Genomic DNA, 26,630 nt, shown 5'->3' with positions numbered 1-26,630 from the left:
GCATCGTCAGAACCACTGCTATCAGGTGTGGAGTAAGATTGAAAGCCAGTGTCATCACCAGCACCACCACGCAGGATATCATCGCCGTCGCCACCTTCTATCCGGTCGCGTCCTGCACCAGCATTGACAGTATCGTTACCAGCACCACTACGAATTCGAGAATTACCAGTTAGTGCTGTGACATTGAGAGTATCACTACCACTGCCAGTATCTAAGTTGAGACGCTCAATTTCCCGGAAGGTGTTACCGTCAGTGACCGTTCCAGAAGTGGTGCTGGTATAAGTGACGTTAACTGTAGTAGTGGCACTGGCATAATTTAACCGCAGTTGGTCAACACCTAAACCGCCAATGCTTTGGTTAACACCTGCACCACCGTCAAGGAAGTCATCGCCATCGCCACCAGTGAGGGTATCGTTACCATCACCACCGAACAAAGCATCATTCCCAGCTTCACCAAACAACTGGTCATTGCCAGCACCACCAAATAATCCGGCGGCTTCAGAAGCACTACTATCTGGTGTGGAGTAAGATTGACCGCCAGTGTCATCACCAGCACCACCGCGTAAGATATCATCACCGTCACCACCTTCGAGGCGGTCGCGTCCCGCACCAGAATTCACCGTATCGTTACCAGCACCACTGCGAATCCAATAGTTACTGCTAACTGCTGTAGTATTAACTGTGTCATTACCACTGCCAGTATTGGTTAATAAAATGGATTCAAAATTGGTAATAGTATTTGTTACGCCAGGAGTGTTAATGCCGGTTGGAGTGAGAGTAATATTAATTGCAGTAGTTTGAGCCGAAAGGTTAAGCACCAGTTTATCTGTGCCTGCACCACCATCAGCAGTGAAGCCTAAAGTTCTCACGATGACAGTATCATTACCATCGCCAGCATTGATTGTATCGTTACCACCACCACCATCGAGAATATCGTTACCAGCACCACCGTTAATAGTGTCGTCGCCACTCCAAGTAGTGATGGTGTCTGCGTTGCGTGTGCCTGTAATATTGAATCGCTCAATCCCAGAGAAACTAATTGAATCTAGCCAGCTATTGTTAGTTGCAGTACGTCCCGCACTACCAGAAATGCCATTAGCATTGCTACCAGCAAGAGTAAATTGTAGTTTGTTGCCAACGTCATCAACAGAATAATTCAAGATGAGGGTGTCAATCCCAGATCCTCCGTTTACTTGATCATTAACCCCTAACCCTGGATTAATAACATCATTTCCTGCACCACCATTAAACACATCATTGCTACGGAACACGTTTCCATTGATGATGCTGGCTTGGGTTATGCTATCGTTACCGCTACCTGTGGTGAGTTTGATAAACTCAAAATTTGTTGCAGAGATAATACCCGGTAAGCTTCCACCGTTTAGCGGATTAGTGATGGTTAGATTTGCTGTTTGCGCGGATAAATCCAGTTCTAGAGTATCTTGACCGTTGCCTCCATCTACCGTGTCTGTACCCAATCCTGCTTTGATGGTGTCATTGCCATCACCCCCATTAACAGTGTCATTACCCAAAGCACCATCTAAAATATCATTTCCTGCCCCACCTGAAATTACATCATTGCCAGCAGCACCGTTAATTTGGTCATTACCTGTACCACCGTTGAGTGTGTCGTTGCCTGATGTGCCGAAAATGACATTTGCAAAAGCTTGCAGAAAATCAGCTTGGCGGAGGGTGTTAAGAAATCCTGAAAATCCTGCATTTGCTAAAGTTTGACTGATGCGAGTGTCAAAATCTTCTGGAGACAGATTAAATCGATTCTCGAAGGCATCTAAAGCGGCAACGGCAAAGTTCCAGTATAAAATCGCCTCATTAGTGCTAGTGGGTGCATTGGTTGCCAGTCCACTTAAAATTGTATCAAGGCTAGTGCTAGTTTCTAGTGTGTCGGTATTGTGGCTAAAAGTGGAGTTGGGGAATAAATTACGCATTTGCCCTTGAACAAGCAAACGCCCTACAAGTTCGCGGAATAGGTTGTTCCACATTTCATGAATAGCATTTCCTGCTTGTGGCCCCGGATTTGGATTAGAGCCACCCTGAAGAAAGTCGTCCCCAACATATTTTTCTAAGAAAATTAGCTTGCGGGCATTAACATTTGAGCCTCGGCTATTTGTGGCAACGTTTTCTACGCCAGCCCAACGGTAAAGTAGTGCTTCTACTTGGGAAATAAACTGGTTGTGGAATTGTTGGAAGTTTTCGGTACTTAAAGTAACAATATTTCGCATTATGCCCAACAGCGTTGGGTCTTTGCTCAGGGCGATGTACAAATTTGGTAACTCGCCAAAGCCCCGCAGTGATGGGAGGAATAAAGTTTCAGCTTTTAATTGATATTCGCCTTCATAAATTGTGTTTAGTTGGCTGAGGGCAAACCAAACGTCAACAATTTCTCTAGTTGTACCATCAGTGCGAGTGTAACTGCTAATACTACTGATGCGATTGCCTTCATTTGTTTGATTTACACTTTGGTAGTTGAGGTTAATACTTGTAACACCCCAATCTGCTAGGCTGCGGAGTTCGCCAACATCACTAAAACCATCTTGGTTTCTGTCCCGCCAAATTAGCAGGTTAGCAAATTGAGCATCTTGGGAATTAATGACATTATCGTTGTTGCTATCAAGTTCTTTGAGGATGATAAATCCGTCCGTGGTGGCGTTACCAAATAGTTCGGTGATGTCATTGATGCGTTTGTCACCATTTTTATCAAGTGCCAAAAGTCCATCGTCAGATTTTACCCAACCTGTTTGTTCTGCAAAATTATCTGCATCTAGGTCAAAGAAGGTATATGAGTTTTGCAGAGATATGAGTTCAACACCGTCGCCGTCTAAATCTAGAACTAATGGTGAAACAACATTATTTGGTAGTTGAGGTGGTACTGGTGGCGTAGGTTGGGGAGGGTTATTGGGATCAGGTCTGTTTAAGTTGTTATTACCGTTATTACTACCATTGTTATTGCCGTTATTATTACCATTGTTGTTGAAGTTATTATTGCCGTTATTACTACCATTGTTATTGCCGTTATTATTGCCGTTGTTGTTGAAGTTATTGCTGTTAATGTTGATATTGATATTCGGGGTTATGTTTATTGTTATGCCCCCGGAAAGTCCAAGACCCAGACCAAGACCCAGACCAAAACCAAAAGCTATCCAAAATAAGTTTCCACTAGGATCTGTAAAAGTAGTAGGCTGATTGAAAACATATCGATAAAAATTAGTGTCTCTTCCATTAATCCCTATAGGATCTGCACTTAAAAATCTTCCTGTTCCCGCACTGTAATATCTAGCCCGCATGAAATCGAGACCATTGGCTTCATCCATTACCCCCCATTGCCCAACAAACTCAAAGGGATTAGCAACTCCCTCTGTTGTCAGCAAATTCTCTCCATAGGGACGATAAGCATAACGGTTAACATAAGTACCTGTCCCATTGGTCAACCCAACTGTCGAACCCAATAAATCCGAATCGTAGTAAGCTGCATTCGCCCCAGTAAACCGACCTACTAAACCAATCCCATGAATATAATTGGTCGCCGCACCACCGCTATATTCACCAACAACATCACCAAACCCAAACGGGTCAACTAAATACTCTGTTCTCTGTCCGTTGAAAACCGCCGCCTTCCGATTCCCAAAGGCATCATATTCATAACTAAACGTCCCGGTTGGTGTCGTTCCTCCAATCAGTTGATTCTCATCGTTATATACATAAGTCCAGGTATTACTTCCATCAACAACTTTAGTTAAATTCCCATCAGCATCATAGGTATAAATTGCACTACCAACGGTGGTGTATTGATTTAAGTTGTTTGCGGTGTAATTGGTTGTAACTCCATTAACAATCGTGCGAATCCGATTACCCGCAGGATCATAGACATACTGCAAATCTTGATTGGCAATGCTGGCATTTGTAGAAGTAAATCGCGCACGGGTCAACTGTCCCGTCGTGTCGTAGGTATATGCCCAAGTACCATCCTGCGTTGTCGCCCCTGTCTGCCGTCCTAAATTATCATAAGTGTACTGAAACGATGAATTAATCGTACCTGTGGATTTATAGTTGGTGATATTCGTTACTTGCCCTACACTGTCATAGGTGTAGGTGGTGTAAGTACCATTGCCGTTAGTTTCCCGCGACAAGCGACCCAAAACATCGTAGGTGTAGGAAATAATTGTTGCGCCTGCACCATTGGTTAAATTTGCCAGACGGCCATCAGAATCATAGCTGTAATTTGTCGTAAACCCGCTTTGGTCTTTCATTTGAGTCCGCCGACCTTGAGCGTCGTAGGTATACTCTAGAAAGCGACCATCAGCATAAGTAATTTTTGTGAGGCGATTATTAGCATCGTATACCAGGCTTTGTGTCCCGCCGCTCACATCCCGAACTGAGGTGAGATTACCGTTGCTATCGTATGCGTATTGTTCAAATGTGCCGTCATCAAAGGTTTTGCGGGTGACTCTGTCTGCACTATCGTAGGTGTATTGGAAAGTATCGTTACTACGCTCTGTTGCTTGGGTTAAGTTGCCAAATTTATCATAGGTAAAGGTTTCAGACTTGCCATCAGCATAGGTAATGCTGGTCAATTCGCCGTAGTTGTTGTACCCATACTGGATTGCTTGACCCTTGGGATCTGTAACTTTAGTTAGCGAATCAGAATTTGCTCCGTAGGTAAAGCTAACTGTTTGATTTAATGGGTCAGTCTGACTTAACAATCGCCCTTGGGCATCATAGCTAAATTTGGAAATGATATTTCCTGGTGCAGTGATTTGACTGAGATAGTCATTGGTGTCGTAACTAAACTGCGTGACGCGGTTGAGCGCATCTTGTATGCTTTGGATTTGACCTGTACTGGTAAAACTAATCTGAGTAGTAGCTCCGGTAGCATCAGTGACGTTGATAACTCCTGGAGAAACATAATTGTAAGTAACTGTGCTACTCATAAGTAATTGATTTTATCTGTGTAAAGAATGATTTAAAGAAAGGCTCAGAATTTATACTGAGAATATCACTATTCGTTTATTGGTTTTTCAGCTATTTATGAAGTAACTATGAAATTTGGGGTCTATCTTGATACAAAATAAATAAAACAACTAAGCATATTTATTTACATAAACTTAATGTTGCGTCACAAAGATGAGCAATAAATATGTTTTTAGGTTTTTGCGTCAGTCCTCATAAAAAAAATCAGGTGTGTAATCCTCACCTGATTTTTACGTTTATATTAATGATTGACTCACGCTCCAGGCGCGTACTTCGACTTCCTTCTCCTTCGGAGACGCTAACGCGAACGACTGCGCTCAGTAAGCGGAGGCTCGGAGAGTTTTGACGAGATTACTCTGCGCCTTCGATGGGTGCAAAGCCTTGGCGTTGAATGTTTTCTGTAATTGTGCGGGGTTCAAGGAACTGTAGCAAGTAGTCAGGGCCGCCTGCTTTAGAACCTACGCCAGAAAGTTTAAAGCCGCCGAAGGGTTGCCGAGCCACGATCGCTCCCGTAATATTCCGATTAATGTACAAGTTGCCGACTTCAAATTCTTCCTGTGCTTGCTGGATGTGGGAAGGTGTGCGGGAATATAACCCGCCAGTTAAGGCGTAGTTTGTGTAATTCGCAACCTTCAACGCTGCGGCAAAATCCTTGACTTTAATTACAGCTAACACCGGCCCGAAGATTTCTTGTTGGGCAATGATGCCATCGGGTGGGACTTCACTAAAAATCACCGGGCCGATAAAATAACCTTGGGCTGGCGATGGTAACTCTAAGGCTAGTTTTGCTTCTGCCTTACCTTTTTCAATATACTCGCGGATGCGATCGCGGGCGTTAGCATCAATCACTGGCCCTACTTGGGTACTGGGTAACTCAGCTTCGCCAATATTCAAGGATTTTGTCGCCTCAACCAACCGCCCAACAAAAGCATCGTAGATTGATTCCACAACTATCACCCGCGAACAAGCCGAGCATTTCTGCCCACTGTAACCAAAGGCTGACTGCACAACCCCGACAACAGCTTGGTCTAAATCAGCACTTTCATCAACGATGATGGCATTCTTCCCGCCCATCTCGGCAATTACTCGTTTCATGTGCTTTTGCAACGGCTTCAAAGTTGCCGCCTCTGCGTAAATCCGACAACCCACTTCTTGAGAACCAGTAAAAGCAATTACATGAGTATCAGGGTGACTCACCAAATATGCCCCGACTTGGGAACCCTTACCGGGGACGTATTGAAAAACACCCTGGGGAATCCCCGCCTCAATTAATATTTCTGTGAGTTTGGCAGTAATAATCGAAGATGTTTCCGCAGGTTTGAGCAGTGTACAGTTACCCGTAACCAAAGCAGCCACAGTCATTCCACAGGCGATCGCCAACGGGAAATTCCACGGCGAAATTACCACCGCAATTCCCCGTGGCTGGTAGATATAACGATTAGTTTCTCCAGGTACGTCATAATTAATACCTTGATATAACCGCTCCATCTCATCAGCGTAGTAGCGACAAAAATCTATCGCCTCCGAAACCTCTGCGTCTGCTTCCTTAACAGGCTTACCCACCTCTAACACTATCAAAGCCGACAACTCCGCCCGACGTTGTTCCAACAAATCCCCCGCCTTGCGTAAAATATCAGCCCGTTGCTTCACAGGCGTTTTCTTCCACCCAGGAAACGCCGCCTTCGCCGCTTGCATCGCCTGTTCCGCCTGTTCCACACTAATCAAGCCAACCTTACCAATCACCTGACTGTAATTAGAAGGATTAACAGAATCAATCACCTCCAGAGTATTCACATACTCCCCATTAATTAAAGGCAAATAACTCTTACCAAACTGCCGACGCACCCCCTCAAAAGCCTGTGCCGCCTTTCTTCTTCTTTCCTCCTCCGCATAATCGGTATCCGCCGCACCCACAAACTTACCCTCTTCCTCTCCGCGTCTCTGCGTCTCTGCGTGAGAATTCAAAACCGGCGGCGCTAGTAATTCCTCCACAGGCCGATTCTCCAAATTCTGCCGCAAGAACGAACTATTAGCCGTATTCTCCAATAACCGCCGAATCAGATAAGCCATCCCCGGCAATAATTCCCCGTAAGGACAATAAACCCTAACGCGATAACCCTGATCAACTAACGCCTTAGCTAACTTATCCCCCATCCCGTACAGCACTTGCATTTCAAAACAACGCCGGGGAACCTTCAGACTTTCCGCTATCGCAATTGCCCGTGCTTGCGATCGCACATTATGACTACCTATGGCAGCATAGACATATTGATGATTTTCTAACAACAACTGAGTTATCGTTTCAAAATTCGCATCTGTCGCCACCTTGTCATTGTAAACAGGTTGCGGCCAATGCTTTTGCGCTGCTTTGATCGTTTCCTGATCCCAATACGCACCCTTCACCAAGCGAACTGTCAAAGGATATCCGCGCTGTTTCAACCATGCAATCACATTTCTGGCATCTTGCTCACTGTCACGCAAGTATGCTTGAATTGTCATCCCGATATCTGTACGTTGGCGAAACTCATCCTCTAACAATAACTTTTGCAAAATATTCAGCGTTAAATCTTTATACGCATACTGTTCCATATCAAAATGAATAGCTGCGCCTAAATCTTTGGCATAACGTAATAAATTACGAATGCGATCGCTAACTCTGGCCTCACTACCTTCAGCATCTAAAGGGTCAAATTGCGAATAAAACGCTGTTAATTTTACAGAAACCTGGACTTTGGCTAACTGTTCACCATCTGCTTGATCAATCGCTGCAACAGTCGTCCAATTCTTTGATGCTTCTACCAACTGGGCAATTAATTCTTGATAGCGTTCTAAATAAGACTGCGCTTCTGCTTCTGTAATTACGGCTTCACCAAGTAAATCAATCGTGAACGCCATTTTTTCTTTCCGCAGGCGTTCAACTGTTTTGATGACTTGTTTAATGTTTTCGCCAGAAATATATTTATGTGCTAATGTTTCCACCGCCGTTGAGACAGTTGTTGCCGCCACTTGTCCCGGCATAGAATCAGGATTGGCAAAATTGAGCATCCCCTTGAGGGCAGCTGGCAATTCGACAGTTTCATCGCCTAAATATTCTTGTAAATGGGCGGCAATTTCTGGTTTACTGCGTAACGCCGGCAGAGTATCAATAAAGCGGAAAAGTTGCACCCTTAAACCCGGATTACTCATTGCCCAAGCGAGTAGTTTATCATCCCAGCGCATCTGATCACGCAAGGAAGCTAAAAACGAACGATTTTCTTGGGTAGCTGTTAACAGTTGTTTAGCAATTTCTTGGGTTTTAGGTTCGTAGATGCTGGTTTGTATTTGTAACACCACAGATAATAATCTCCTTAATTTAGTGCATAACTGTTTGTGAACAGTCCGCGTCTTCTATTGTGACTCTTGAATTTTGCTGCTACCAGATTCTTAGGATAGTTAAGTTTTTCTAGGACATTCTGGCACGCAGAGTAAAACAGTATTACGGTGCTTGGATCTTTCTCAGCACTCAACTAAGATCCCCCCAACCCCCCTTAAAAAGGGGGGCTAACAAGCTTCTATAACCCCCTTTTTAAGGGGGTCGCCGCAGGCGGGGGGATCATCTATTAACTCCGCACTCATCAACTTAACAATGTGGTTGCATCTCAATTTGTGGAAAAACTTAGCCTTAACACCTTTAACCATCGCAATTGTCTGTGTGGGTGGTTGCACAAACCAACCAACAGATAAACAACTGGAAGTATGGCGCAAAGAAGCGATCGCCCGCAATGCGGAAATTGTTGCAAATAACACTAAAAAAGCACAGCAAAGTCAGTGGAATTTGGTTATTCAAGGTGAAACGACTACTGGCAAATCTTTAAATTTCAATTGGCAGCAGTTACAAACTTTAGCAACCAATCATCTCAAAACAACTGATCCTCTAGACATCCTGCATTCTAACGAGATTTTTGATTTTCGGGGTGTGCCTGTGGCGGTACTTTTACAACAGTTTGCTGTCGCCAGTCATGTCACCGATGTAACTTTTGTTTCCTTTGATTCTTACTACACTACCCTCAGCCTGAAAGATTTATGGCAATATCCAATTACACTAGCGATCGCTAAAAATAACAAACCAATTGCTCGCGCTCAAGGTGGGCCACTTTATTTAGTTTTTCCCTATACTCAATATCCCCAGCTAAAACAAAAGTATGATTCCACCAATTGGGCGTTTTACGTAAGCAATATCATAGTGGGAACAGAACCAGTTAAATTACGAGTTAATCAACATCAAGTCAACTTAGCTACCTTAGATAAATTACCGCAAGTCACTTTAGAACAAACTGTTGGTTATCGCATTTCTTGGCCTAGTGGTAAAGTCAAGCTTTCTGGAGTGAGACTGCGGGATATTTTCTCTAGTTTTCCAGAACCATTACCCGCCCAGGGAGGAGTCATAATTCGGGGTAAAGCACCCTTTTATGAAGATGCTCCGGTGCGGTTGGCGACTCAAGATTTATCTGAGTGCGATATTTTACTCGTTACCCGTTGGGGAGAAAGCCGCGAATTGATTCCCGCCAAAATGGGAGGCCCTCTAACTTTGGCTTTCAGTTCTCAATGTCCTGCTAAACTTAGCCAGTCGCGCTGGGTAACATTTGTAGAAGAATTAACTACTACACCATGAAATTATTTAGTTTCCGCTCGATTCGGACGCGAATCATCACTGCAACGACATTATTAAATGTGGCGTTAGTAGGTGCAATTGTTTTGGTATGGGCGAAAACTGAAAATACCCTTTACCGAGAGCAGAAATTAAATGAAGCGAGATTTGTATCTAGGGTGTTAGGAACATCTACCTTTGCGAATCACCTGGAAGAGCGCAACTGGAGTCAAATGCGCCTCAACTTAAATGTGATGCTGCGAGAAAATGCAGATTTTGTGTATATTTTAGTGTCGGATGCGCGGCTAGAAAATCAAATTATTGCTGCCTATCCAGAATATTTACAAGGACAATACATTCCCGATATTGTGCCATTAAAAGTCAGTGATGCCGCCTGGAAAGCGTCGCCAAAGTCGAACTCAATTGAAACATTTGCATTAACAGATATCAACTTTGGCAATCATATCAGGGCTAAACGTGGCGATCGCATTATTGAAGTTGCTTCGACAATTTACAGATTATCAGGGGACAAAATCGGCACTTTACGCATCGGTGTTTCTCTACGTCAGGTTAACTTGGCTGTCGCTAATGCGGTGAATAAAGCCTTAATAGTTGGTTTTATTAGCCTGCTGGTGAGTTTGGTTTGTGCATATATTCTGGCGCGACGCTTGAGTAACCCTATCCGCCGCTTGCAAACCAGTGCGGCTCAAATTGCATCTGGGGATTTGCAACACCGCGCCGAAATTACCAACGCCGATGAAATTGGTGCATTAGCAAATTCTTTTAATGAGATGTCTGCTGCATTGCAAAGTTCATTTCATAAATTGCAGAAGACTTTAGCATCGTTTGAATTATTTGTGCCGAATAAATTTATTTTAGCGATCGCACCCCAAGGCATCGAAAATATTGAGGTAGGTATCGCAGTCACACGCCACATCACAATTTTATTTTGTGACATTCGCGGTTACACTTCCATCTCAGAAATGATGACACCAATAGAGATATTTACATTTTTGAATGACTACCTAGCTTGTATTGGGCAAGTAATTGATCGTTCAGGTGGGTTTATTGATAAATATATTGGCGATGCTGTCATGGCATTATTTGATGATGACAACACCGATGGCGCACTCAAAGCAGCAATTTTAATGCACCAAGCCCTAGATCAGTTTAATCAAGAACGTATGCAAAAAAACCTCCCCAAAATTAACATTGGCATTGGCTTGCATCGCGGTGAAGTAGTTATGGGGACAGTTGGATTTACTGGCCGCATTGATTCTACAGTCATCGGTGATGCTGTGAACATTGCCTCACGCATTGAAGGCTTAACTAAACAATATGGCTGCAAAATTTTGGTAACAGAAGCAGTGATTGAGAGTTTATCTCAACCAGATTTATTCTCATTAAAATTGGTGGAGCAAGCAGTAAAGTTAAAAGGTAAGGATGAAGCGATCGCTGTTTACGAACTTCTTTTGCTGGCACCGATGGATTGATTTCGCCTAGCCAATAGGCGATCGCGTATCCCAATGGGACTAAAACGCTGTTCAACCTCCTGCTGAATCATGTTTGCCTGATACTGGCGTTCTGCAAGATAGGTATGAACCTCATCTCGATGTCTAAGATAGTAACCAATGACCATATATATATATCCGGTAATTGCAGCGATGGATACTGTTCTGCTATTTCCTCTGGCGTACATCCCTCTAAAAAAGCTGTCACAACAGTGTCTAGGGTGACACGAGTCTTTGCAACTCTGACAACCCCATCAGAATCAGTCTCTATAGGCGTAGGTTCAAGGGCAATTGCTAGAGTCATAGACCTCATCAGCTTTTTACTTCATATACTAGCAAACGCCCAAGCGGTCTAGAGCCTTTACTCAGCTTCAGGCAGAGTCAGAATTTCGACCCCATCTTCTGTCACCACAATTGTATGTTCAAATTGGGCTGACAATTTGCGATCGCGTGTTACAGCCGTCCAACCATCACTCAACATTTCTACTTCCCAAGTGCCTTCATTAATCATCGGCTCAATGGTAAATACCATTCCAGGTCTGAGACGCTTACCTTTACCGCGAGTCCCATAATGGGGTATGTCAGGCGCTGTATGGAAAATATTACTAATGCCATGTCCGACAAAATCCCGCACCACAGAAAAACCCTGAGACTCTGCATATTCTTGAATCGCTGCGCCAATATCACCAACCTTTGCGCCTGGTTTGACTTCCGCGATTCCACGATATAGGCACTCTTGAGTTACTTCTACCAATTGTTGCGTTTTAGCAGCAGCATTACCAACAATAAATGTTTTTGATGTATCACCGTGATATCCATCTACAATCGGCGTAACATCGATATTAATAATGTCACCGTCTTTGAGGATTTGTTTAGCATTGGGAATGCCATGACAGATGACCTCATTCACGCTGGTGCAGATTGATTTTGGGAAACCCTTATAACCCAAGGGTGCGCTTTTAGCATTGTGCGCTTGTGTCCAACGTTCCGCTTCATCATTGAGTTCCAGTGTACTTACCCCAGGTTTCACTAGTGGTTCCAGATGCTCTAGAAGTTTAGCCGCCAAGCGTCCTGCCCGACGCATTTTTTCAATTTCTCTTGAGGATAAAATAACGATTGTTTCGGTTTTCATGGGCATTAATCTAAAGCATCATTCAAAAATATAGTTAAACCTGAGTTTGCTGCTCTTTGGACAGCATCGGCTACCTTGAGCGTGTATAAACTTGCTTCGGGAGTGACATACAACGGAGCATCATCAAACAAATGGTCTAAGACCATAGTTGTATCTTTGGCAAACAAACCCCGACGTGTTCCCACATCTATGGCTGTGGTTTCTCCGGGTTTAATTAAGTAGCCAGTATTACCATCAAAAATTAAACCGCCTTTTTCGCCGTGAACCTCAAATTTTCGCTCTGGCTGCCAAATTGTTTCACCTTTGCCGTAAATTACTTGGGCTAACAGTCCACTGTGAAAGCACAGTTGACTCACACACATACAAGTTTGATAGTACTCTGATTCTACTGCCCAATATCGCTGATGACAGTTAACTGTAAAGACTTTTCCGAACAAATCAATCAGGCGATGTAACCGAGAAATTGCCCCAATCAACGGAAAGCCAAATAATTCATGATTATAAGTCCACTTGCGCGGAGCCGGATTTTGGGGATTGATCGTGCTGTAGCGGACATAAAACACGTCCCCCACTTGCTCTAAGTTTTGTTTTAAAGCTTGGTGTAAGCCACCCAAAAGTTCTATATGTTCTACATGCAGTAATTTCTTTTGGGCTTTGGCTAAGGCGATAATCTCCTCGGCTTCTGTGAAATCCACTGCTAGAGGATATTCTACAACTACATGCTTGCCGTGGGTCAGGGCAGCACGGGCGATCGCTCCATGATCTCGATTCACTGTGGAGATCACCACCATATCCACATCTTCCCGCGCTACTAACTCTTGCCAAGAATTTAAAGCTGAGGTTTGATATTCTTTTGCGAAAATTTCTGTTGTTTCTGGGGTATGACCAACCACTGCAACGAGATGGCTTCTCTCATCTTGCAGCAGTGCTTCTGCTCTGAGTTTTGCTGCATACCCAGTACCTACCAAGCCGACGCGCACTTGTGCTTGTCCCAAAACTGCCTCTGAATTATACATGATTTTCAAAGGAAACAGGGGTGTATGTATCTAAAACCCTTCCGCCACAAACCCTTACACCCCTAAGCCCCTTGCATTCTGCATATCCGTACTCTCCACGCCCCTATTTTGCCTGCCAAGTATAAATGAAACTTATTATTTTGATGTAACTAAATTTCATTACTAATCGCGTTGAATTTCCAGTTACAAGGTTTAGTTTTTCCCGTAGTATCAGAATTGAAGTAAATTTTCATGACCGGCTAATCCTATAAGTTAAGCCGTAAGTATTGCTTTAGCATAACTTATACTGCCGTTTACAAAAGAGAGGAATCCTGAAATGGCAACTTACAATGTTACACTGATAGACCAAGAAGGTAATAAAACCACAATTGAAGTTCCTGATGATGAATATATTTTAGATATTGCTGAAGACAAAGGGTTGGATTTACCTTATTCTTGCCGTGCTGGTGCTTGCTCTACCTGTGCAGGTAAACTTGTTTCTGGTACTGTTGACCAGTCTGATCAGTCTTTCTTAGATGACGATCAAATCGAAAAAGGCTATGTCCTGACTTGTGTAGCTTATCCTACCTCTGATGTTGTAATCGAAACCCACAAAGAAGAAGACCTCTACTAAAAGTTAAGTTCTATCAGTTCTTACAGGTTATTGATTTAAGTGAGATGTGTAACTGCAACGTAAGGACTTGAGTATTAGAGCAAATAAAAATTAGCAGGAATGTACCCTGATTAAAAGGTGCGTTCCTGTTTTTTCTGCTCACCTACAAGTTGGTAGTCATAAATTAAACTTATTACTTCTATATAAGTAAATTTCATTCCTAATCGCATTCAATTTCCGGTTACAAGGTTTAAATTTTCCCTTAGTATCAAAGTTAAAGGAAATTTGCATAGACGGCTAATTTGATCAGTTCAGCCGTGAGTGCTGCTTTAGCATAACTTATACCGCCGTTTAAAAAAGAGAGGAAACTGAAATGGCAACTACTTACAAAGTTACTCTGATAGATCAAGAAGGCAATGAAAAGACAATTGATGTTAAAGATGATGAATATATTTTAGATGTGGCTGAAGACCAAGGTTTAGATTTACCTTACTCTTGCCGTGCTGGTGCTTGCTCCACCTGTGCAGGTAAGTTGGTAAGTGGTACTGTTGACCAGTCCGATCAGTCTTTCTTAGATGATGATCAAATCGAAGCTGGATATGTACTAACTTGTGTAGCTTATCCTACCTCTGATGTTACAATCCAAACTCACAAAGAAGAAGAACTCTACTAATAGAGGATTTACGTACAAAGTTTGTCTGTGGAGATTAGGTATAGGGGTATAAGGGTATGGGGCTTCGCCGTGAGCGTCAGCCGAACGGTGTAAGGGCTTTGGATACATACACCCCTACACCTTTCTAACTTCTTACATTTTTTGTTTGCTGGCGTAAGTCATTAGAGTATAAGTTGATGTCAATCAGCCCGATTTACAACTTAATCTTGTCGTTGAAGATTTGAATTTTCGTCCCTGGATAGTAAAACTGGAGAATTTTTGACGTTTCCCAGCCCAGTTTGGCTAAGTTTTGTGCGCCAGTTTGACTCAAGCCAACACCATGTCCTAGTCCTCCACCAATAAAGGCGTAACCCCATAGTTCGGCTTGGCCTTTATTTAAGGGTTGTAGGTAAAACAATGTACTCACAGGTGCAGCAAAGGCGCTGCGTACTTCATCTTTGTGTAAGGTAAATACGCCAATATCGGTTTTGACTGCTAAATCGAGGATACGCCCACTGTGACTACGCTTGGTGACTGCGATCGCTTCAATGGTTTTAAACTTAGCGTAGGGGCTGTTTTTGACGCGCAAGAATTTTTGTAAATCTTTGGCTATATCTTCGATGGAAGTTTCTTTATTCCAGCGAAATACATCCCAGTTGCTTTCATTGAAGCCTTGCTTCATGTTAATAAATTTGCGGAAGTTCTCTTCATCAGCCAAACTCTGTTGTGATAAGTCCCAAAAATTAATCGGCGTATCAACTACTGGTTTTAAATAAGGACGATCTTCCCCATTCCAGACATCACTAAAAAAGGCTGTGACACCCCCGGTTGTAGAAGAATACAAGGCATCAATTAATTGGTTGTTATAAGTTACTACCATGCCTCTAGTCGCCGCGATCGCTTGATCGGTTTTGCTAGTTGCCCCACTCAGCCCATAATAAACTTGACAGTGGGTATCAGCACACAATTGGTAGTTATCAACAGCAAATCTCCGCAAATTTCTTAAAGCGTAGGTACGGGCTAAAATTGCTTGGGCTTCTAAGGCGGCTTTGGGCGCATCTGACCCAATTTCGTTGGGAACAACACCACGTAAATACGTTTCTAAGGAGACTTCATTGACTAATGTATATGTACCGTAAGCGTTGGGCTGCAACGCCATTCGCCCCGCATACACCCGCCCAGTTCCCGATTTTTCACCTTTGTTGATGCGAATTAAGTTTTTATCGGCGCTGATGGCTAAGTTCATCGGGTTGTAACGTTTACCATTTACTACCCAACTGATTTGCGGTACTTCTTTCTGCACTTTCGTATCGATATATGCCATTTTTGCGCCAGACTTTTGCAAGTTCTCAAATAACAAGCGACGCAATAAAGCTGTGCTGTAAACATCCCGCTTGGCCCAAACTTGCCAACGTTCTGGCTGGGCAATTTCTACTTCTACCCCTTGCGATCGCCATTTTTTGGCGCTGTCTTCTGCTGTTTCAAAGGTACGGTATGTCCCTAAAACCACTACTTCCTGAACTACAGGTTTAGCCACAGCTTGCATCACTGTTTCTAGTTTTACCGGTTTGTCAGTGACTATGGTCTGTTGCTTGTTACCTAGAGGAAAGCTTAACCGCAAGCGATCGCCTTTTGTCGGTTCTAGTTGCAGCTTGGCTGTGGATTTTTCGCCAAATCTCTGAATAATTCCGACTCTTAATTCTACATCTTGGCTGTTACTTCCCGGCCCGGATGCGGCTGTCAGCCCCAATAGGCAAAATGTCGTTACTACTGTGTAAGACAAACGCCAAAACGAAAATTCGACTGTGACTTGATTCTGCCTTTTCGTATTGCGCTGGGGCAGAGTTACCATTTGCTTTGTAGCGTAGTGGTTTTGTCGCATGAACGCTCCAATAGTACCATTGCCAATTTAGCTACCTAAATTACTTGCAAACCAAAGTCATAACGACTATGATTTATCTATAGGCACAGAACAGAATTAGTTGGATTAACTCCTGATGGCTAAAGTCCAAGAAATTCCCTTAAATCAAATTAAACGTCCCCTACCCCGTGTTAACGATCCCAACAAGGTCAAAGCCTTAATGGAATCCATTGCGGAGATTGGACAGCAAGAACCCATCGATGTTTTAGAAGTAGACGGCCAATATTATGGCTTTTCTGGCTGCCATCGTTATGAAGCTTGTCAGCGTTTAGGACAAGAAACCATATTAGCCAGAGTCCGTAAAGCTCCTCGCAGCGTTCTCAAGATGCACTTAGCGTAAAGAAGTATAAAGTATGAAGGTGAAGTATGGAATTTCATAATTCAGCCTTTGAACTTCATCATTTTTAGCCCCTCATCCTCAAATAATAAGTTTAGGAGAAAATTATGTCATCTCAAGCAACAGTAAAAAATGTAAATATTGGCATCGACGAAGAAAATAGAACCAAAATTGCCGAAGGATTGTCCCGTCTATTGGCAGACACTTATACACTGTATCTTAAAACTCATAACTTCCACTGGAATGTTACTGGGCCAATGTTTCAAACATTACACCTGATGTTTGAGACTCAGTATACAGAACTAGCTTTAGCCGTGGATTTAATTGCTGAACGCATCCGGGCTTTGGGTTATCCCGCACCTGGAACTTATAGCGAATATGCCAAACTCAGTTCCATTCCCGAAACCCCAGGAGTACCAAAGGCTAAGGAGATGATTCAGTTGCTAGTGGAAGGACAAGAAGCGGTAGTGCGAACTGCGCGATCGATTTTTCCTATAGTAGATGAAGTCAACGACGAACCCACAGCCGATTTGTTAACTCAGCGTATGCAAGTCCATGAAAAAACTGCTTGGATGTTGAGAAGTTTGCTGGAAGAATAAGGAATGTGAAGGATGAAGCGTGAAGTATTTTAAGTATGAGTTTCATACTTCATCCTTAAGCCTTTATTCTTTCCTGAGCGATGGCAAATCTTGATTTCACGCAAAAACTGCAAGATTTATCCCAAAAAGTCGGGATTACAAGTTTTAAAGCTTTGAGTAAAGCGACCGGTGTCTCCGAACGGCAAATATTGCGGTTACGACGGGGAGAGGTAGAACAAATCAGAGTTGATGTGTTACTCAAGTTGGCTTCTGTTCTCCAGGTGTCGTTAAATGAACTGGTTACAGCTTTTTCATCTCTGGAGTTGAATCAAGCTGATCAAGTTGCTACTCAACAGATGTTGCAAGAGATTGCTGATTTAAAAACCGAATACCAGCGATCGCAATTACAAATCAAACAACAACGAGAGTTATTACTCCAAGAATTCCAGCAGTCGAGTTTGCAACTGCTGGAATCTTTATTATTGCAGTTTCCGGCTGCGGCTCAAAAAGCACGGGAAAATCCTCAGTTGGAAGCGGTGAAGATACTACCATTAATCGAAAACTCACTCAAAAAACTGTTACAAGCCTGGGAGATAGAAGCGATCGCACCAATCGGCGCAGAAATCCCCTATGATCCCCAAAAACATCAATTAAGCAAAGGAAATGCACAGCCTGGTGAATTAGTCAAAGTCCGCTACAGTGGCTACTTGCAAGGCGATAAATTACTTTATCGAGTCACCGTAAGTCCCATTGATTCAGGTTGAGGCAATGATATTTAAATTTTTAATTGATTACTGAACGGAATTTTGTGAAAAAAATTACAAATATTGGGAATACTAAGAAAGTCGAGGCGATCGCTGCTGCAAATCTCCGTAAATTTATTCAGGGACTCTCCATCTTATTTACTATACCCTTCCTGATTCTCTACCTAAACGAGTAGTTGAGAAATCAAATAAGATTGCTACATATTCTGGCGCGATTGATACAAAAATTAGTTTTACTTCTCGGTTATGTTCATATATCTAACTCTTTTTGATGGCAATTCTGCAAAACTTAACTACAAAAATATAATTTTGTAATTTAAGTTACGGTACGCTAAATACAGCAATGTTTGGGTATTTATTAACCTTGATAAATGAAATTATGGATACTTCTTAAATAGAATTGAGGATGTATTATCAACCGTTACATCGCCAAAATAATGCCATCAATTTAGCAAATACTAGTATTAATGACTTTTATTCTGCTCAAAATGGCTATTAGTATATAATACTAACAAAATCAGCATCTTTTCATACAACAATGGGGAAATACTATGGATAATCAAGTACAAGTTGTAAAGCTCAATGGTATTATCAACACTAACAATTCACAAATTCTTAGAGAAAATATTACTGAACTTCAAGGAACTGGTGCAAAAATTGTGCTAGTTGACTGCCAAGATGTGACATTTATGGATAGTTCAGCCCTGGGGGCTTTAGTTTTAGCTTTCAAAACATTAAGAGCTACAGGTACAAAATTAGTGCTTTGTTCTATTAATGAACAAGTGAGAATTTTATTTGAATTGACTGGTATGGATAAAGTTTTTGAAATTTTTCCTAGCCAAGATGAATTTCATCAAGTTGTACTTTCTAAAAATTAATTACTGAAATTGAATTTGTAAGATTGATAAGTCATCATCAAAATTCTCTTTGGAGTTTAAAGCAATTAGGTAATTTAGCACTTGTTCTAGTGGGCAATCAAAGGTATTTTGTATGCTGACTAATATTTGAATTAACCCATCTAAACTCCAAAGAGTTCCATCAGTTTTGGTGATTTCGTAAGCCCCATCACTAAAAATATAGAGATTGCTAAAGTCAGTAATTTGACAACAAGCATCAACATATTTTGCTTCAGGAAACATACCCACGGGCATACCAGGAGTTCTCAATAGCTGCACTTCGGGATTTTTTGGGGATTTGCCAGATACTAATACGGCTGGCGGATGCCCAGCACTAGCATAAACTAACTGCTGGGTGACTTTGTGATAAACTCCATACCAAATGGTAAAGTATTTATCATTTTGATAATCTATCTGGAAGGTTTCATTTAATCCGCGCAGAACATCACTCGGTTGATAGTAATTTAAACTTTTTAAAGCCCGCGATCGCAGTAAATTTAACACCGAAATAGATGGGAGAGTAGCCCTAAGTCCATGTCCGGCTGTATCTAATAAATAAACTGCCAAATAATCATCATCCAACCAATAATAATCAAAACAATCACCACCAAGTTGCCGTGAAGGAATAAAGCAGGAATTAATCTTAAATGGTTCTGTGGTTGGTAAAGGTAAAAGTGAGCGCACATATTCAGCCGCTTGTGCCAATTCTGTTTCTAAAAGCTGCTTTTGAATTTGTAAATCTCGACTTAATTGATGCAGTCTTAATCCAGCCCTAACCCTGGCTTTTAATTCGTTCTGCTCGATAGGTTTAGTGATAAAATCGTCAGCACCAGCATCTAAACCCTTAACGCGATCGGCAACCGAATCTAATGATGTTAATAAAATAAAAAAACTGGTGGATAAATTCGGATCATTCTTAATATAATTACATACTTCCAGCCCGTTTAATCCAGGCATAATCCAATCACAAATAATTAGGGCTGGATGGTAGGCGATCGCTTTCTCAATGCCTTCTTCGCCATTACAGGCTGTAATCACCTCATACCCTTGTTTTTCTAACAGCCTTTTGAGAAATACTTGTATTGTTGGATCATCATCGATTACTAATATTTGTAACATAAAAATTTTGATATAATTAATTATTATTTGATATCATAAAAAATCAACAAACTAACAAATTTAAAATTTCTCAACTTTCCTAAAGTTATTTGCTGTCAGATACCCGACTTCTCAAAAAAATCAGGTATCTTTAGGAATGCCATATCTGTTCAGGAACATATCAACAATTACGGTGGCGATAAAGGATTCATCCAGAGAAGAATAGCACGCTTAAGTTGATGTAAATCGCGGTAAACTTCTTGCTTAAACCATTGTCCCAAAGCATCAAAAGGAGTGAATGAAGTACCAATTTGCCATTGAATATCTTGTCCGAGAGGAGTTGTATGAGTTCCAGGTAAGGTTTGTGCTGTAACCATTTCTGGAAAGCGTTGTTGTAAAATTTTGGTTAAAGCTGCTGATTGGTCGAGGTTATCGTTATTGAATTTAATGAGTAAATTCCGACGGATTTTATAACCTTCTTGGACAATCTTATTAGTTTCTAATGGCGAAGGTGTAAACTCAATTGCCAAACTAGAGTTGAGTTGCTCAACTAAAGGAATAGCATCTTTAGCCGCATAGTTATTAAAGGATATTAAGATATTTCCGGCTCTTTCTACAGAATACAAACTACCGATGAGTAAATGGAGTTTGCAACCCATACTATGGCCAATACCATAAGTAGGAAGATACAGCTTACGCAATAAACCAGAGTCGTGTAAGCGTTCGAGGGTGCGTTCAAAGTTTAACAAAACAGATTGGGCGATCGCTATGTGATCTAAAGTATTCACAAAGGGAGTCGCAATCACAAGATATCCCTTACTGGCTACCTCTTCCAGTAACCAACGGTAAGTTAGGTGGGGTGCAGTAGCCACAAAAGCACCCCCTAAAAAATGGACAATACCTATAGGATTTTTGGGAACCAGTACCCAGTTACCTCTAATTTCTTTCCAGTCCATGCCTGTAGGCGATCGCTTAATTTACACTTCTTTATATTAGACTGGGAACCGCGACACTGGGGAATTCATACCAAGTTGCAATCAAAGATAGTCATTTGGGTGGGGAGTGGGGAGTAGGGAGTGGGGAGTAGGGAGTGGGGAGTAGGAATACTATTTCTGAACGCAACTTATACCAATTTAAGAAAAGAATGTGACAGATAGAAATCAGGAAAGTCTTACTGGAGCTAGATTTCTTAATTGCGTTAGCGCAGCGTTAGCGAGCCTGCGATAGCGAAGCGTTAGCGAGGAACGAGCGTCGCGTCATTGCGAATTGGTATTAGTATCAGGAGTCAGAATCAGAGAAATACTGAGCTTTGCAGACTGAGCAACAAAAAAATGATGCGATCGCAGATTTACTCAACTCGTTTAACTCAGTTCCTTCCTGCCAAAATTTGTGCAGCACTTAAATTCAAATCAGGGAAAGTCGCAGAAATAACCCGTTCCTCTCCTCGGAATGCAACAGCATCGTAGAAACCTTCTACTAACGTGCATACTGTTACTACCTGTTGAAGATGATCAACAATCCAATATTCAGGAATTCCGCGCACTGCATACTCAGAACGCTTGTGGCGATAATCTGTCGTTTGAGTCGATTCGCTGACAACTTCTACAACCAATATGGGAGGAGTTTCATCAAGTTCAATCACAGCTTCTCGATTCAACATTGCTTCCCACTGCACAGTTAATAACACCACTACATCTGGAATGCGTGAAGTATCCCAACGTCCCCCGCGTGGCGATCGCACTCCCACAGAGAACTTTTGTGCTGTCCAATTCTTACCCATCTTGGCACTTTCATCATCAAAAGTTCTTTCTAAAAACTTGGAAATACTGCCATGTTTGCCAGTACCAAGACTCATGGGGATAAGTTCTCCATCTACTAATTCATATTGAGTATCTTTGCCATCACTATACTTGAGATACTCTGCAAAAGTTAGTTTCTTAGTAGTTGCAGTCATAGCGATGTTTTTAGCTCCTGCTTCCAACTATAGCAGTCACAGTAAAAGTTCCCAAAAATCTAGTATTGACTATCTTCCTTGTCCCCTTTGTCCCCCTTGTCTCCCTTGTCTCCCTTGTCTCCCTTGTCTCCCTTGTCTCCCTTGTCCCCCTTGTCTCCCTTGTCTCCCTTGTCTCCCTTTTCACCCTCACTAAAATTGCCGTCTCACCTTCATCCTTGACTTTGCAATTTTTTCATTTCATACTGCACATCTAAAGCAATCTGTAATGCTTCATTTAATAACTTGCCATGTTCACTCGCTTTTTCTGTAACTTGCATTGTTGCCAAAGCGGCTAAATTATTGGCAAATAATTCAGCATTATGAATAATAAAATTCTTATTTTCGCGCAGAATTCTTTCGGTTTTCAAAGCTCGTACTAAATCGGCTCTAGTAAATTGCAATGCAGCAATTACTTTTTCTCGTTCTTGAATACTAACTTCGTGGTTTCCCGCCGCTTCTATTTGGTCATTAATATCTATGGCTTTAATCACTGCATTATATCGGTCAACATCATTTAAGAGAATGTGCAGAGAACTAGTCATATTCTCTTTTAATATTTTCTGAATATTGCGCCACAGCAAATAGAAAATTAACTGTATGCCAGCACTACCGAAAAAACACATTAATAGTAGTAATATCCAAGACGGAATCGTGAGCCAATTGGCAAATAATTTAATAATAATATCCAGAATTAAATAAGTGAAAACAAATATAGAAAAGCTAATAAAGACTACTGTAGCGCCTTCAGAACCTTTCATTTTATATACCAATTGTTTACTAAATTCTTTTAGAGGATTAGTAATTAAAACTAGTTGATATTTGACAGGCAAATTAGTGAGTTGTTGTAATTCTTTTTGACTAATTTCTAAGCCCTGTAAATCATCACGCACAGCTTTCCCCATAATTAGCTACATAGTCATTTAATACAATATAACAATCAAATTTCCAGATTGCTAAATCAAATGTCATTTTGGCAAGAATTTTTTACTTCGAGAAAGTTAGTATAAAAACACTAGTTTTGCTTCCGCAGAAGTACTTAAAAAATGAAATATTACTAAATATTAGGCTGTCCAGAAAGTAATACAGTGATGATAAAATCCATGATAAAAATTGATACCCAAGTAGTAACAACTGCCGTTGTGGCTGATTCTCCAACTTCCTTTGCACCGCCTTTTGTAGTTAGTCCCCAACTGCAACCATTAACAGCCACCAAAATTCCAAAAATGAATCCTTTTAACAAAATAATCATTAAATCTGAGGGTTCTAAAAAATTTCTGACTGATTCTAAAAAGGCTTCTGGAACAATCTGGTAAAACTGTGATGCAGCAAATACACCGCCTATGATGCCGATAATTAAAGCAAAAATCATCATTAAAGGCATCATCAAACAGCAGGCGATGACTCTAGGTAGTACTAAATAATCTATCGGATCAGTTCTGAGCATGTAAAGTGCATCGATTTGTTCTGTAACACGCATTGCACCCAACTCAGCCGCAAAAGCAGAACCGACTTGTCCTGCAAGAATACTAGCCGTCAAAATAGGTGCTAATTCTCGGCAAAAAGCCAAAGCAAACGCACCCCCCACCGCACTCACAGCACCAAATTGAACTAATTCTCTGGCGGTTTGAATTGTAAAAATCATCCCCGCAAAACCACTCACCAGCAGCACTGGCGAGATAGAACCAGGCCCGGCTGTCACCATGTGTTCTAGAATTTTGCGATAGTAAGCTTTTCCCTGAAGCAAATGAAGTATAACTTGACCAAACAGCAAAATAGCCGCACCACAACGTATAATCCATAATTGTTCGAGATTTTGTTTCGGGGGCAATTTCCCCTCCTTCAGACTGAGTTTTGACACAGAATCATTGGGAATAAAAGATATCGCAGTTCTGTTTGATATGTGGATAAAAGAGACAAGGGAGAGAAACGCACTTTGCTGGTAGGGAAGTGCTTGTCCACACTTTTGCAGTTATACACCTTAATCAAATAGATTTTTTATTTGTTTTGAAGTTTAGCAAAACAAACTCAAAAATTATTTTGCATACTGCACTACATCCTGAAAAGCTGGCAGTCTGATGGTGGTTATACTCTAATTATGCAGGGTAATTGCTGGTTTGGGCTGATTTTTTAGCAAAATATCATAAATAGACCAACTATCTAAGGTAAGAGAATTTATTTAAAAAATGTAACCTTTTAGCTAGTTGTTGAAATTTAGTAATTTTTGGAAATATTAACTATAGATGTAGCAGCGATTTGTTACTTCTAATATTACTAAATATCATGCAGCAGGAAGATTACTGAATTACTTAAAGGAAGTATTGTTTTAGCTCATGAACGGCAATGAGCTTCCTAGTATGAAAAGCCTGTGGTTTTTCATGTTGGGTGAATTTGTCATGTCTGGGAATATTTGAATTTTTCATATTTCTACTTTGTTTTGGAGGAAATTTTCATGGGTAGTTTACTTGGTTGGTCATTAGCACAAACAACTTTGGTGGTTTTAGGAGTAGCAACGGCGGCATTTAACCCCATAGTAGTTTCGGCACAAACAACAGAGCCATCGGTGACACCTGCGCCATCGGTGACACCTTCTCCAACTGCTGCTAGTAATTTTTCTGATGTGAGTACAGATTACTGGGCAACTCCTTTTATTCAAGCGTTAGCAGCCAGAAATGTCATTTCGGGATTTCCTGATGGTTCATTTAGACCTAACCAAGCAGTAACTCGTGCCGAATTTGCGACGATGATTCAAAAAGCTTTTAATCAAAATCCGGTTCGGCAAATTAGTGCGGGTGGGTTTACAGATGTACCTGCTGGCTATTGGGCGGCTCCGTCAATTCAAGAAGCTTACGAAACTGGGTTTATGACGGGATATCCTGGGAATGAGTTTCGCCCTAATTTGCAAATTCCCAAAGTTCAGGCGATCGCAGCTTTGTCAAGTGGTTTAAATTTAAATACTAGCGGCAATGCTTCTGATGTTCTCACCACTTACTATACAGATGCTTCAACAGTTCCTAACTATGCAGTCAACACTGTAGCTGCGGCGACTCAAGCTAACATTGTTGTCAATTATCCCGATGTTAAACAACTTAATCCCCAAGTTCCTTTAACTCGTGCTGAAGCTGCAAGTTTGTTGTATCAAGCTTTGGTTAGACAAGGACAAGCCCAACCTCTGTCTAGTAATGTGACGGCTGCTAATTATATAGTGGCTGGCAATACTGGTAATACTCAAACTGGTAACGATATTGTTTCCGTCGCTGCATCTAATAATTCTTTTACTACCTTAACGACTTTATTACGGACAGCAGGTTTAGCTGAAACTCTACAACAACCAGGCCCTTATACAGTGTTTGCGCCTACAGATCAGGCGTTTGCTGCTTTGCCTGCTGGTACTATTGAACAGCTACAACGGCCAGAAAATAGAGAAGTGTTAGTGAAAATTCTCAGATATCATGTGGTTCCTGGCTCATTAACTTCTAGTCAACTGACACCAGGCGAATTGAGAACGGCTGAGGATCAGTCTGTAAATATCAAGGTGGACAGTGCAAATAATCAAATCGCTGTCAACGATGCACGAGTGATTCAAGCGAATGTTCAAGCTAGTAATGGTGTGATTCACGTTATTAATGAAGTTCTAATTCCACCCAACTTGAATGTCAGCCAACAACCACCAGACAACAATCAAACTACTCCTGGAAGCACAACTACGGATATTGAGGCTGGTAGAGCTACCCGTGGCGGTTCTAGTTATATTGGTGTTGCTGGTAACATTGGTTTGGGTGGAGACTCCGCTTTAAGTGAAGGAAATATTGCCGTAATTAGTAAAGTCGGGCTAACTAACTATATTTCTGTACGTCCTTCCGCCGTCTTTGGTGATGACACTGTGGTTTTAGTACCTGTAACCTTTGACTTTTTACCTCGTTCTGTTAATCCCACAGGTGAGCAACGTTTTCCTGTTTCACCTTTTGTTGGTGCTGGTGTCGCTATCGAAACTAGCAATGATGCTGATGTTGGACTGTTGTTAACTGGTGGTGTGGATGTACCGTTAGGCGATCGCTTTACCCTAAATGGTACTGTCAATGCTGCTTTTTTAGATCAGACTGATGTTGGTTTACTCTTCGGTATTGGTTACAACTTTTAATTCAATACGGTGTATTGAGGTTTAAAACAGATGGCGATCGTTTGTCTTTGCGGATGGGCGATCGCTTGCTCTTCCAAAGCGGATGATTGTAATTGTAGCATGAGGATAATTATCCCTGTCTTGGGGTTAATGATGGCGATCGCTTTTGCTATTTTCCGCAATTTTAGGTGCATCAGACATTAAAATTCCCCTCTCCGCGTTGGAGAAGGGATGGGGAATAGATCATATCAATTGCAAGTTTTGTCAGGCGGGCAATGCTCAAGATTAGTGTAAACTGTGAAGTACCTACAGCGACCTTCGGTACACTGTAGGCTTCCTGTCTCGCTTGCCACTGCTCTGTTAGGAACATTGTTAAACAATGTGCGTTACCAAAAACGCTCCGAGTCTTA

The 26,630-nt window shown here is 41.7% G+C and carries 22 protein-coding genes; 10 read left to right on the top strand and 12 right to left on the bottom strand.

The window, feature by feature from the left end; translation table 11 throughout:
- Both H6G28_RS34020 and pruA read right to left on the bottom strand, forming a co-directional pair.
- Positions 1 to 4,946: SPM autocatalytic domain-containing protein (locus H6G28_RS34020; RefSeq protein WP_199333005.1), on the bottom strand; the 4,946-nt coding region annotated here is incomplete at its 3' end.
- A 391-nt stretch (positions 4,947 to 5,337) separates the two neighbouring features.
- The gene (gene pruA / locus H6G28_RS34015) at positions 5,338 to 8,319 is read right to left on the bottom strand and encodes an L-glutamate gamma-semialdehyde dehydrogenase (protein ID WP_190677512.1); all 2,982 of its coding nucleotides are present in this window, start codon (positions 8,317 to 8,319) and stop codon (positions 5,338 to 5,340) included.
- 292 nt (positions 8,320 to 8,611) lie between these two features.
- Between pruA and H6G28_RS34010 the strand changes: the two genes are divergently transcribed.
- On the top strand, positions 8,612 to 9,637 hold the full coding sequence (locus H6G28_RS34010; RefSeq protein WP_190591954.1) for a putative pterin-binding protein: 1,026 nt from the start codon (positions 8,612 to 8,614) through the stop codon (positions 9,635 to 9,637).
- A complete protein-coding gene (locus H6G28_RS34005) occupies positions 9,634 to 11,106 on the top strand; it encodes an adenylate/guanylate cyclase domain-containing protein (RefSeq protein ID WP_190591953.1) in 1,473 nt (490 codons plus the stop codon). Before H6G28_RS34010 ends, H6G28_RS34005 begins: the two co-directional genes overlap by 4 nt.
- Before the next feature lie 67 nt (positions 11,107 to 11,173).
- Here the strand turns inward: H6G28_RS34005 and H6G28_RS34000 are convergent, their stop codons facing one another.
- Genes H6G28_RS34000 through H6G28_RS33990 form a run of 3 tightly spaced genes read right to left on the bottom strand, consistent with a single transcriptional unit; the run spans position 11,174 to position 13,272 of the window.
- On the bottom strand, positions 11,174 to 11,428 hold the full coding sequence (locus H6G28_RS34000; RefSeq protein WP_242054734.1) for a DUF433 domain-containing protein: 255 nt from the start codon (positions 11,426 to 11,428) through the stop codon (positions 11,174 to 11,176).
- Positions 11,429 to 11,485: 57 nt separating this feature from the next.
- Complete coding sequence (gene map, locus H6G28_RS33995) at positions 11,486 to 12,256, bottom strand: type I methionyl aminopeptidase (RefSeq protein WP_190677510.1); 771 nt, start codon at positions 12,254 to 12,256, stop codon at positions 11,486 to 11,488.
- Positions 12,257 to 12,261: 5 nt separating this feature from the next.
- The gene (locus H6G28_RS33990; RefSeq protein WP_190677508.1) at positions 12,262 to 13,272 is read right to left on the bottom strand and encodes a Gfo/Idh/MocA family protein; all 1,011 of its coding nucleotides are present in this window, start codon (positions 13,270 to 13,272) and stop codon (positions 12,262 to 12,264) included.
- A gap of 316 nt (positions 13,273 to 13,588) precedes the next feature.
- Here H6G28_RS33990 and H6G28_RS33985 point away from each other — a divergent pair, with 316 nt between their 5' ends.
- Complete coding sequence (locus H6G28_RS33985) at positions 13,589 to 13,885, top strand: ferredoxin (RefSeq protein WP_190591949.1); 297 nt, start codon at positions 13,589 to 13,591, stop codon at positions 13,883 to 13,885.
- A 352-nt stretch (positions 13,886 to 14,237) separates the two neighbouring features.
- On the top strand, positions 14,238 to 14,537 hold the full coding sequence (locus tag H6G28_RS33980; RefSeq protein ID WP_190591948.1) for a ferredoxin: 300 nt from the start codon (positions 14,238 to 14,240) through the stop codon (positions 14,535 to 14,537).
- Between the two features lie 193 nt (positions 14,538 to 14,730).
- Here the strand turns inward: H6G28_RS33980 and H6G28_RS33975 are convergent, their stop codons facing one another.
- Positions 14,731 to 16,398: a SpoIID/LytB domain-containing protein gene (locus tag H6G28_RS33975; RefSeq protein WP_190591947.1), complete on the bottom strand. Its 1,668-nt coding sequence runs from the start codon at positions 16,396 to 16,398 to the stop codon at positions 14,731 to 14,733.
- Positions 16,399 to 16,513: 115 nt separating this feature from the next.
- On the opposite strand from H6G28_RS33975, the gene H6G28_RS33970 reads away from it, so the two are divergent.
- The 5 genes from H6G28_RS33970 to H6G28_RS33955 all read left to right on the top strand — a co-directional run bounded on the left by H6G28_RS33970 (position 16,514) and on the right by H6G28_RS33955 (position 18,994).
- Complete coding sequence (locus H6G28_RS33970; RefSeq protein ID WP_190591946.1) at positions 16,514 to 16,777, top strand: ParB N-terminal domain-containing protein; 264 nt, start codon at positions 16,514 to 16,516, stop codon at positions 16,775 to 16,777.
- Between the two features lie 104 nt (positions 16,778 to 16,881).
- Positions 16,882 to 17,373: a Dps family protein gene (locus tag H6G28_RS33965; RefSeq protein ID WP_190591945.1), complete on the top strand. Its 492-nt coding sequence runs from the start codon at positions 16,882 to 16,884 to the stop codon at positions 17,371 to 17,373.
- Positions 17,374 to 17,453: 80 nt separating this feature from the next.
- Positions 17,454 to 18,116, top strand: a complete 663-nt coding sequence (gene grpE / locus H6G28_RS33960) for a nucleotide exchange factor GrpE (RefSeq protein ID WP_190591944.1) — start codon at positions 17,454 to 17,456, stop codon at positions 18,114 to 18,116.
- 44 nt (positions 18,117 to 18,160) lie between these two features.
- Complete coding sequence (locus H6G28_RS37555; protein ID WP_277877311.1) at positions 18,161 to 18,292, top strand: hypothetical protein; 132 nt, start codon at positions 18,161 to 18,163, stop codon at positions 18,290 to 18,292.
- A gap of 375 nt (positions 18,293 to 18,667) precedes the next feature.
- Entirely contained in the window at positions 18,668 to 18,994 is a 327-nt protein-coding gene (locus H6G28_RS33955) for an STAS domain-containing protein (RefSeq protein WP_190591943.1), read from the top strand.
- On the opposite strand, the gene H6G28_RS33950 is transcribed toward H6G28_RS33955, so the two are convergent.
- The 5 genes from H6G28_RS33950 to H6G28_RS33925 form a co-directional block, all read right to left on the bottom strand.
- Complete coding sequence (locus H6G28_RS33950) at positions 18,995 to 20,131, bottom strand: PP2C family protein-serine/threonine phosphatase (protein WP_190591942.1); 1,137 nt, start codon at positions 20,129 to 20,131, stop codon at positions 18,995 to 18,997.
- A gap of 167 nt (positions 20,132 to 20,298) precedes the next feature.
- Complete coding sequence (locus tag H6G28_RS33945) at positions 20,299 to 21,066, bottom strand: DUF1350 family protein (RefSeq protein WP_190591941.1); 768 nt, start codon at positions 21,064 to 21,066, stop codon at positions 20,299 to 20,301.
- A 410-nt stretch (positions 21,067 to 21,476) separates the two neighbouring features.
- Complete coding sequence (locus H6G28_RS33940; protein ID WP_190677506.1) at positions 21,477 to 22,064, bottom strand: Uma2 family endonuclease; 588 nt, start codon at positions 22,062 to 22,064, stop codon at positions 21,477 to 21,479.
- A gap of 209 nt (positions 22,065 to 22,273) precedes the next feature.
- A complete protein-coding gene (locus H6G28_RS33930; RefSeq protein ID WP_190591939.1) occupies positions 22,274 to 23,005 on the bottom strand; it encodes a hypothetical protein in 732 nt (243 codons plus the stop codon).
- 152 nt (positions 23,006 to 23,157) lie between these two features.
- The gene (locus tag H6G28_RS33925) at positions 23,158 to 23,931 is read right to left on the bottom strand and encodes an MlaE family ABC transporter permease (RefSeq protein ID WP_190677504.1); all 774 of its coding nucleotides are present in this window, start codon (positions 23,929 to 23,931) and stop codon (positions 23,158 to 23,160) included.
- Positions 23,932 to 24,552: 621 nt separating this feature from the next.
- On the opposite strand from H6G28_RS33925, the gene H6G28_RS33920 reads away from it, so the two are divergent.
- The gene (locus H6G28_RS33920; protein WP_190677502.1) at positions 24,553 to 26,241 is read left to right on the top strand and encodes a fasciclin domain-containing protein; all 1,689 of its coding nucleotides are present in this window, start codon (positions 24,553 to 24,555) and stop codon (positions 26,239 to 26,241) included.
- Here H6G28_RS33920 and H6G28_RS33915 read toward each other — a convergent pair.
- Positions 26,238 to 26,414 carry a hypothetical protein gene (locus H6G28_RS33915; protein ID WP_190591936.1) on the bottom strand — a complete coding sequence of 59 codons (177 nt, stop codon included), beginning with the start codon at positions 26,412 to 26,414 and terminating at the stop codon, positions 26,238 to 26,240. The two genes, H6G28_RS33920 and H6G28_RS33915, sit on opposite strands and share 4 nt — an antisense overlap.
- Positions 26,415 to 26,630: the final 216 nt, after the last annotated feature.

This window comes from Nostoc sp. FACHB-190 (assembly GCF_014696905.1).
In the GTDB taxonomy this organism is placed as follows: domain Bacteria; phylum Cyanobacteriota; class Cyanobacteriia; order Cyanobacteriales; family Nostocaceae; genus Nostoc_B.
The sequence above is the reverse complement of the archived record's forward strand: the minus strand, read 5'-3'. Positions and strand labels throughout refer to the sequence as shown.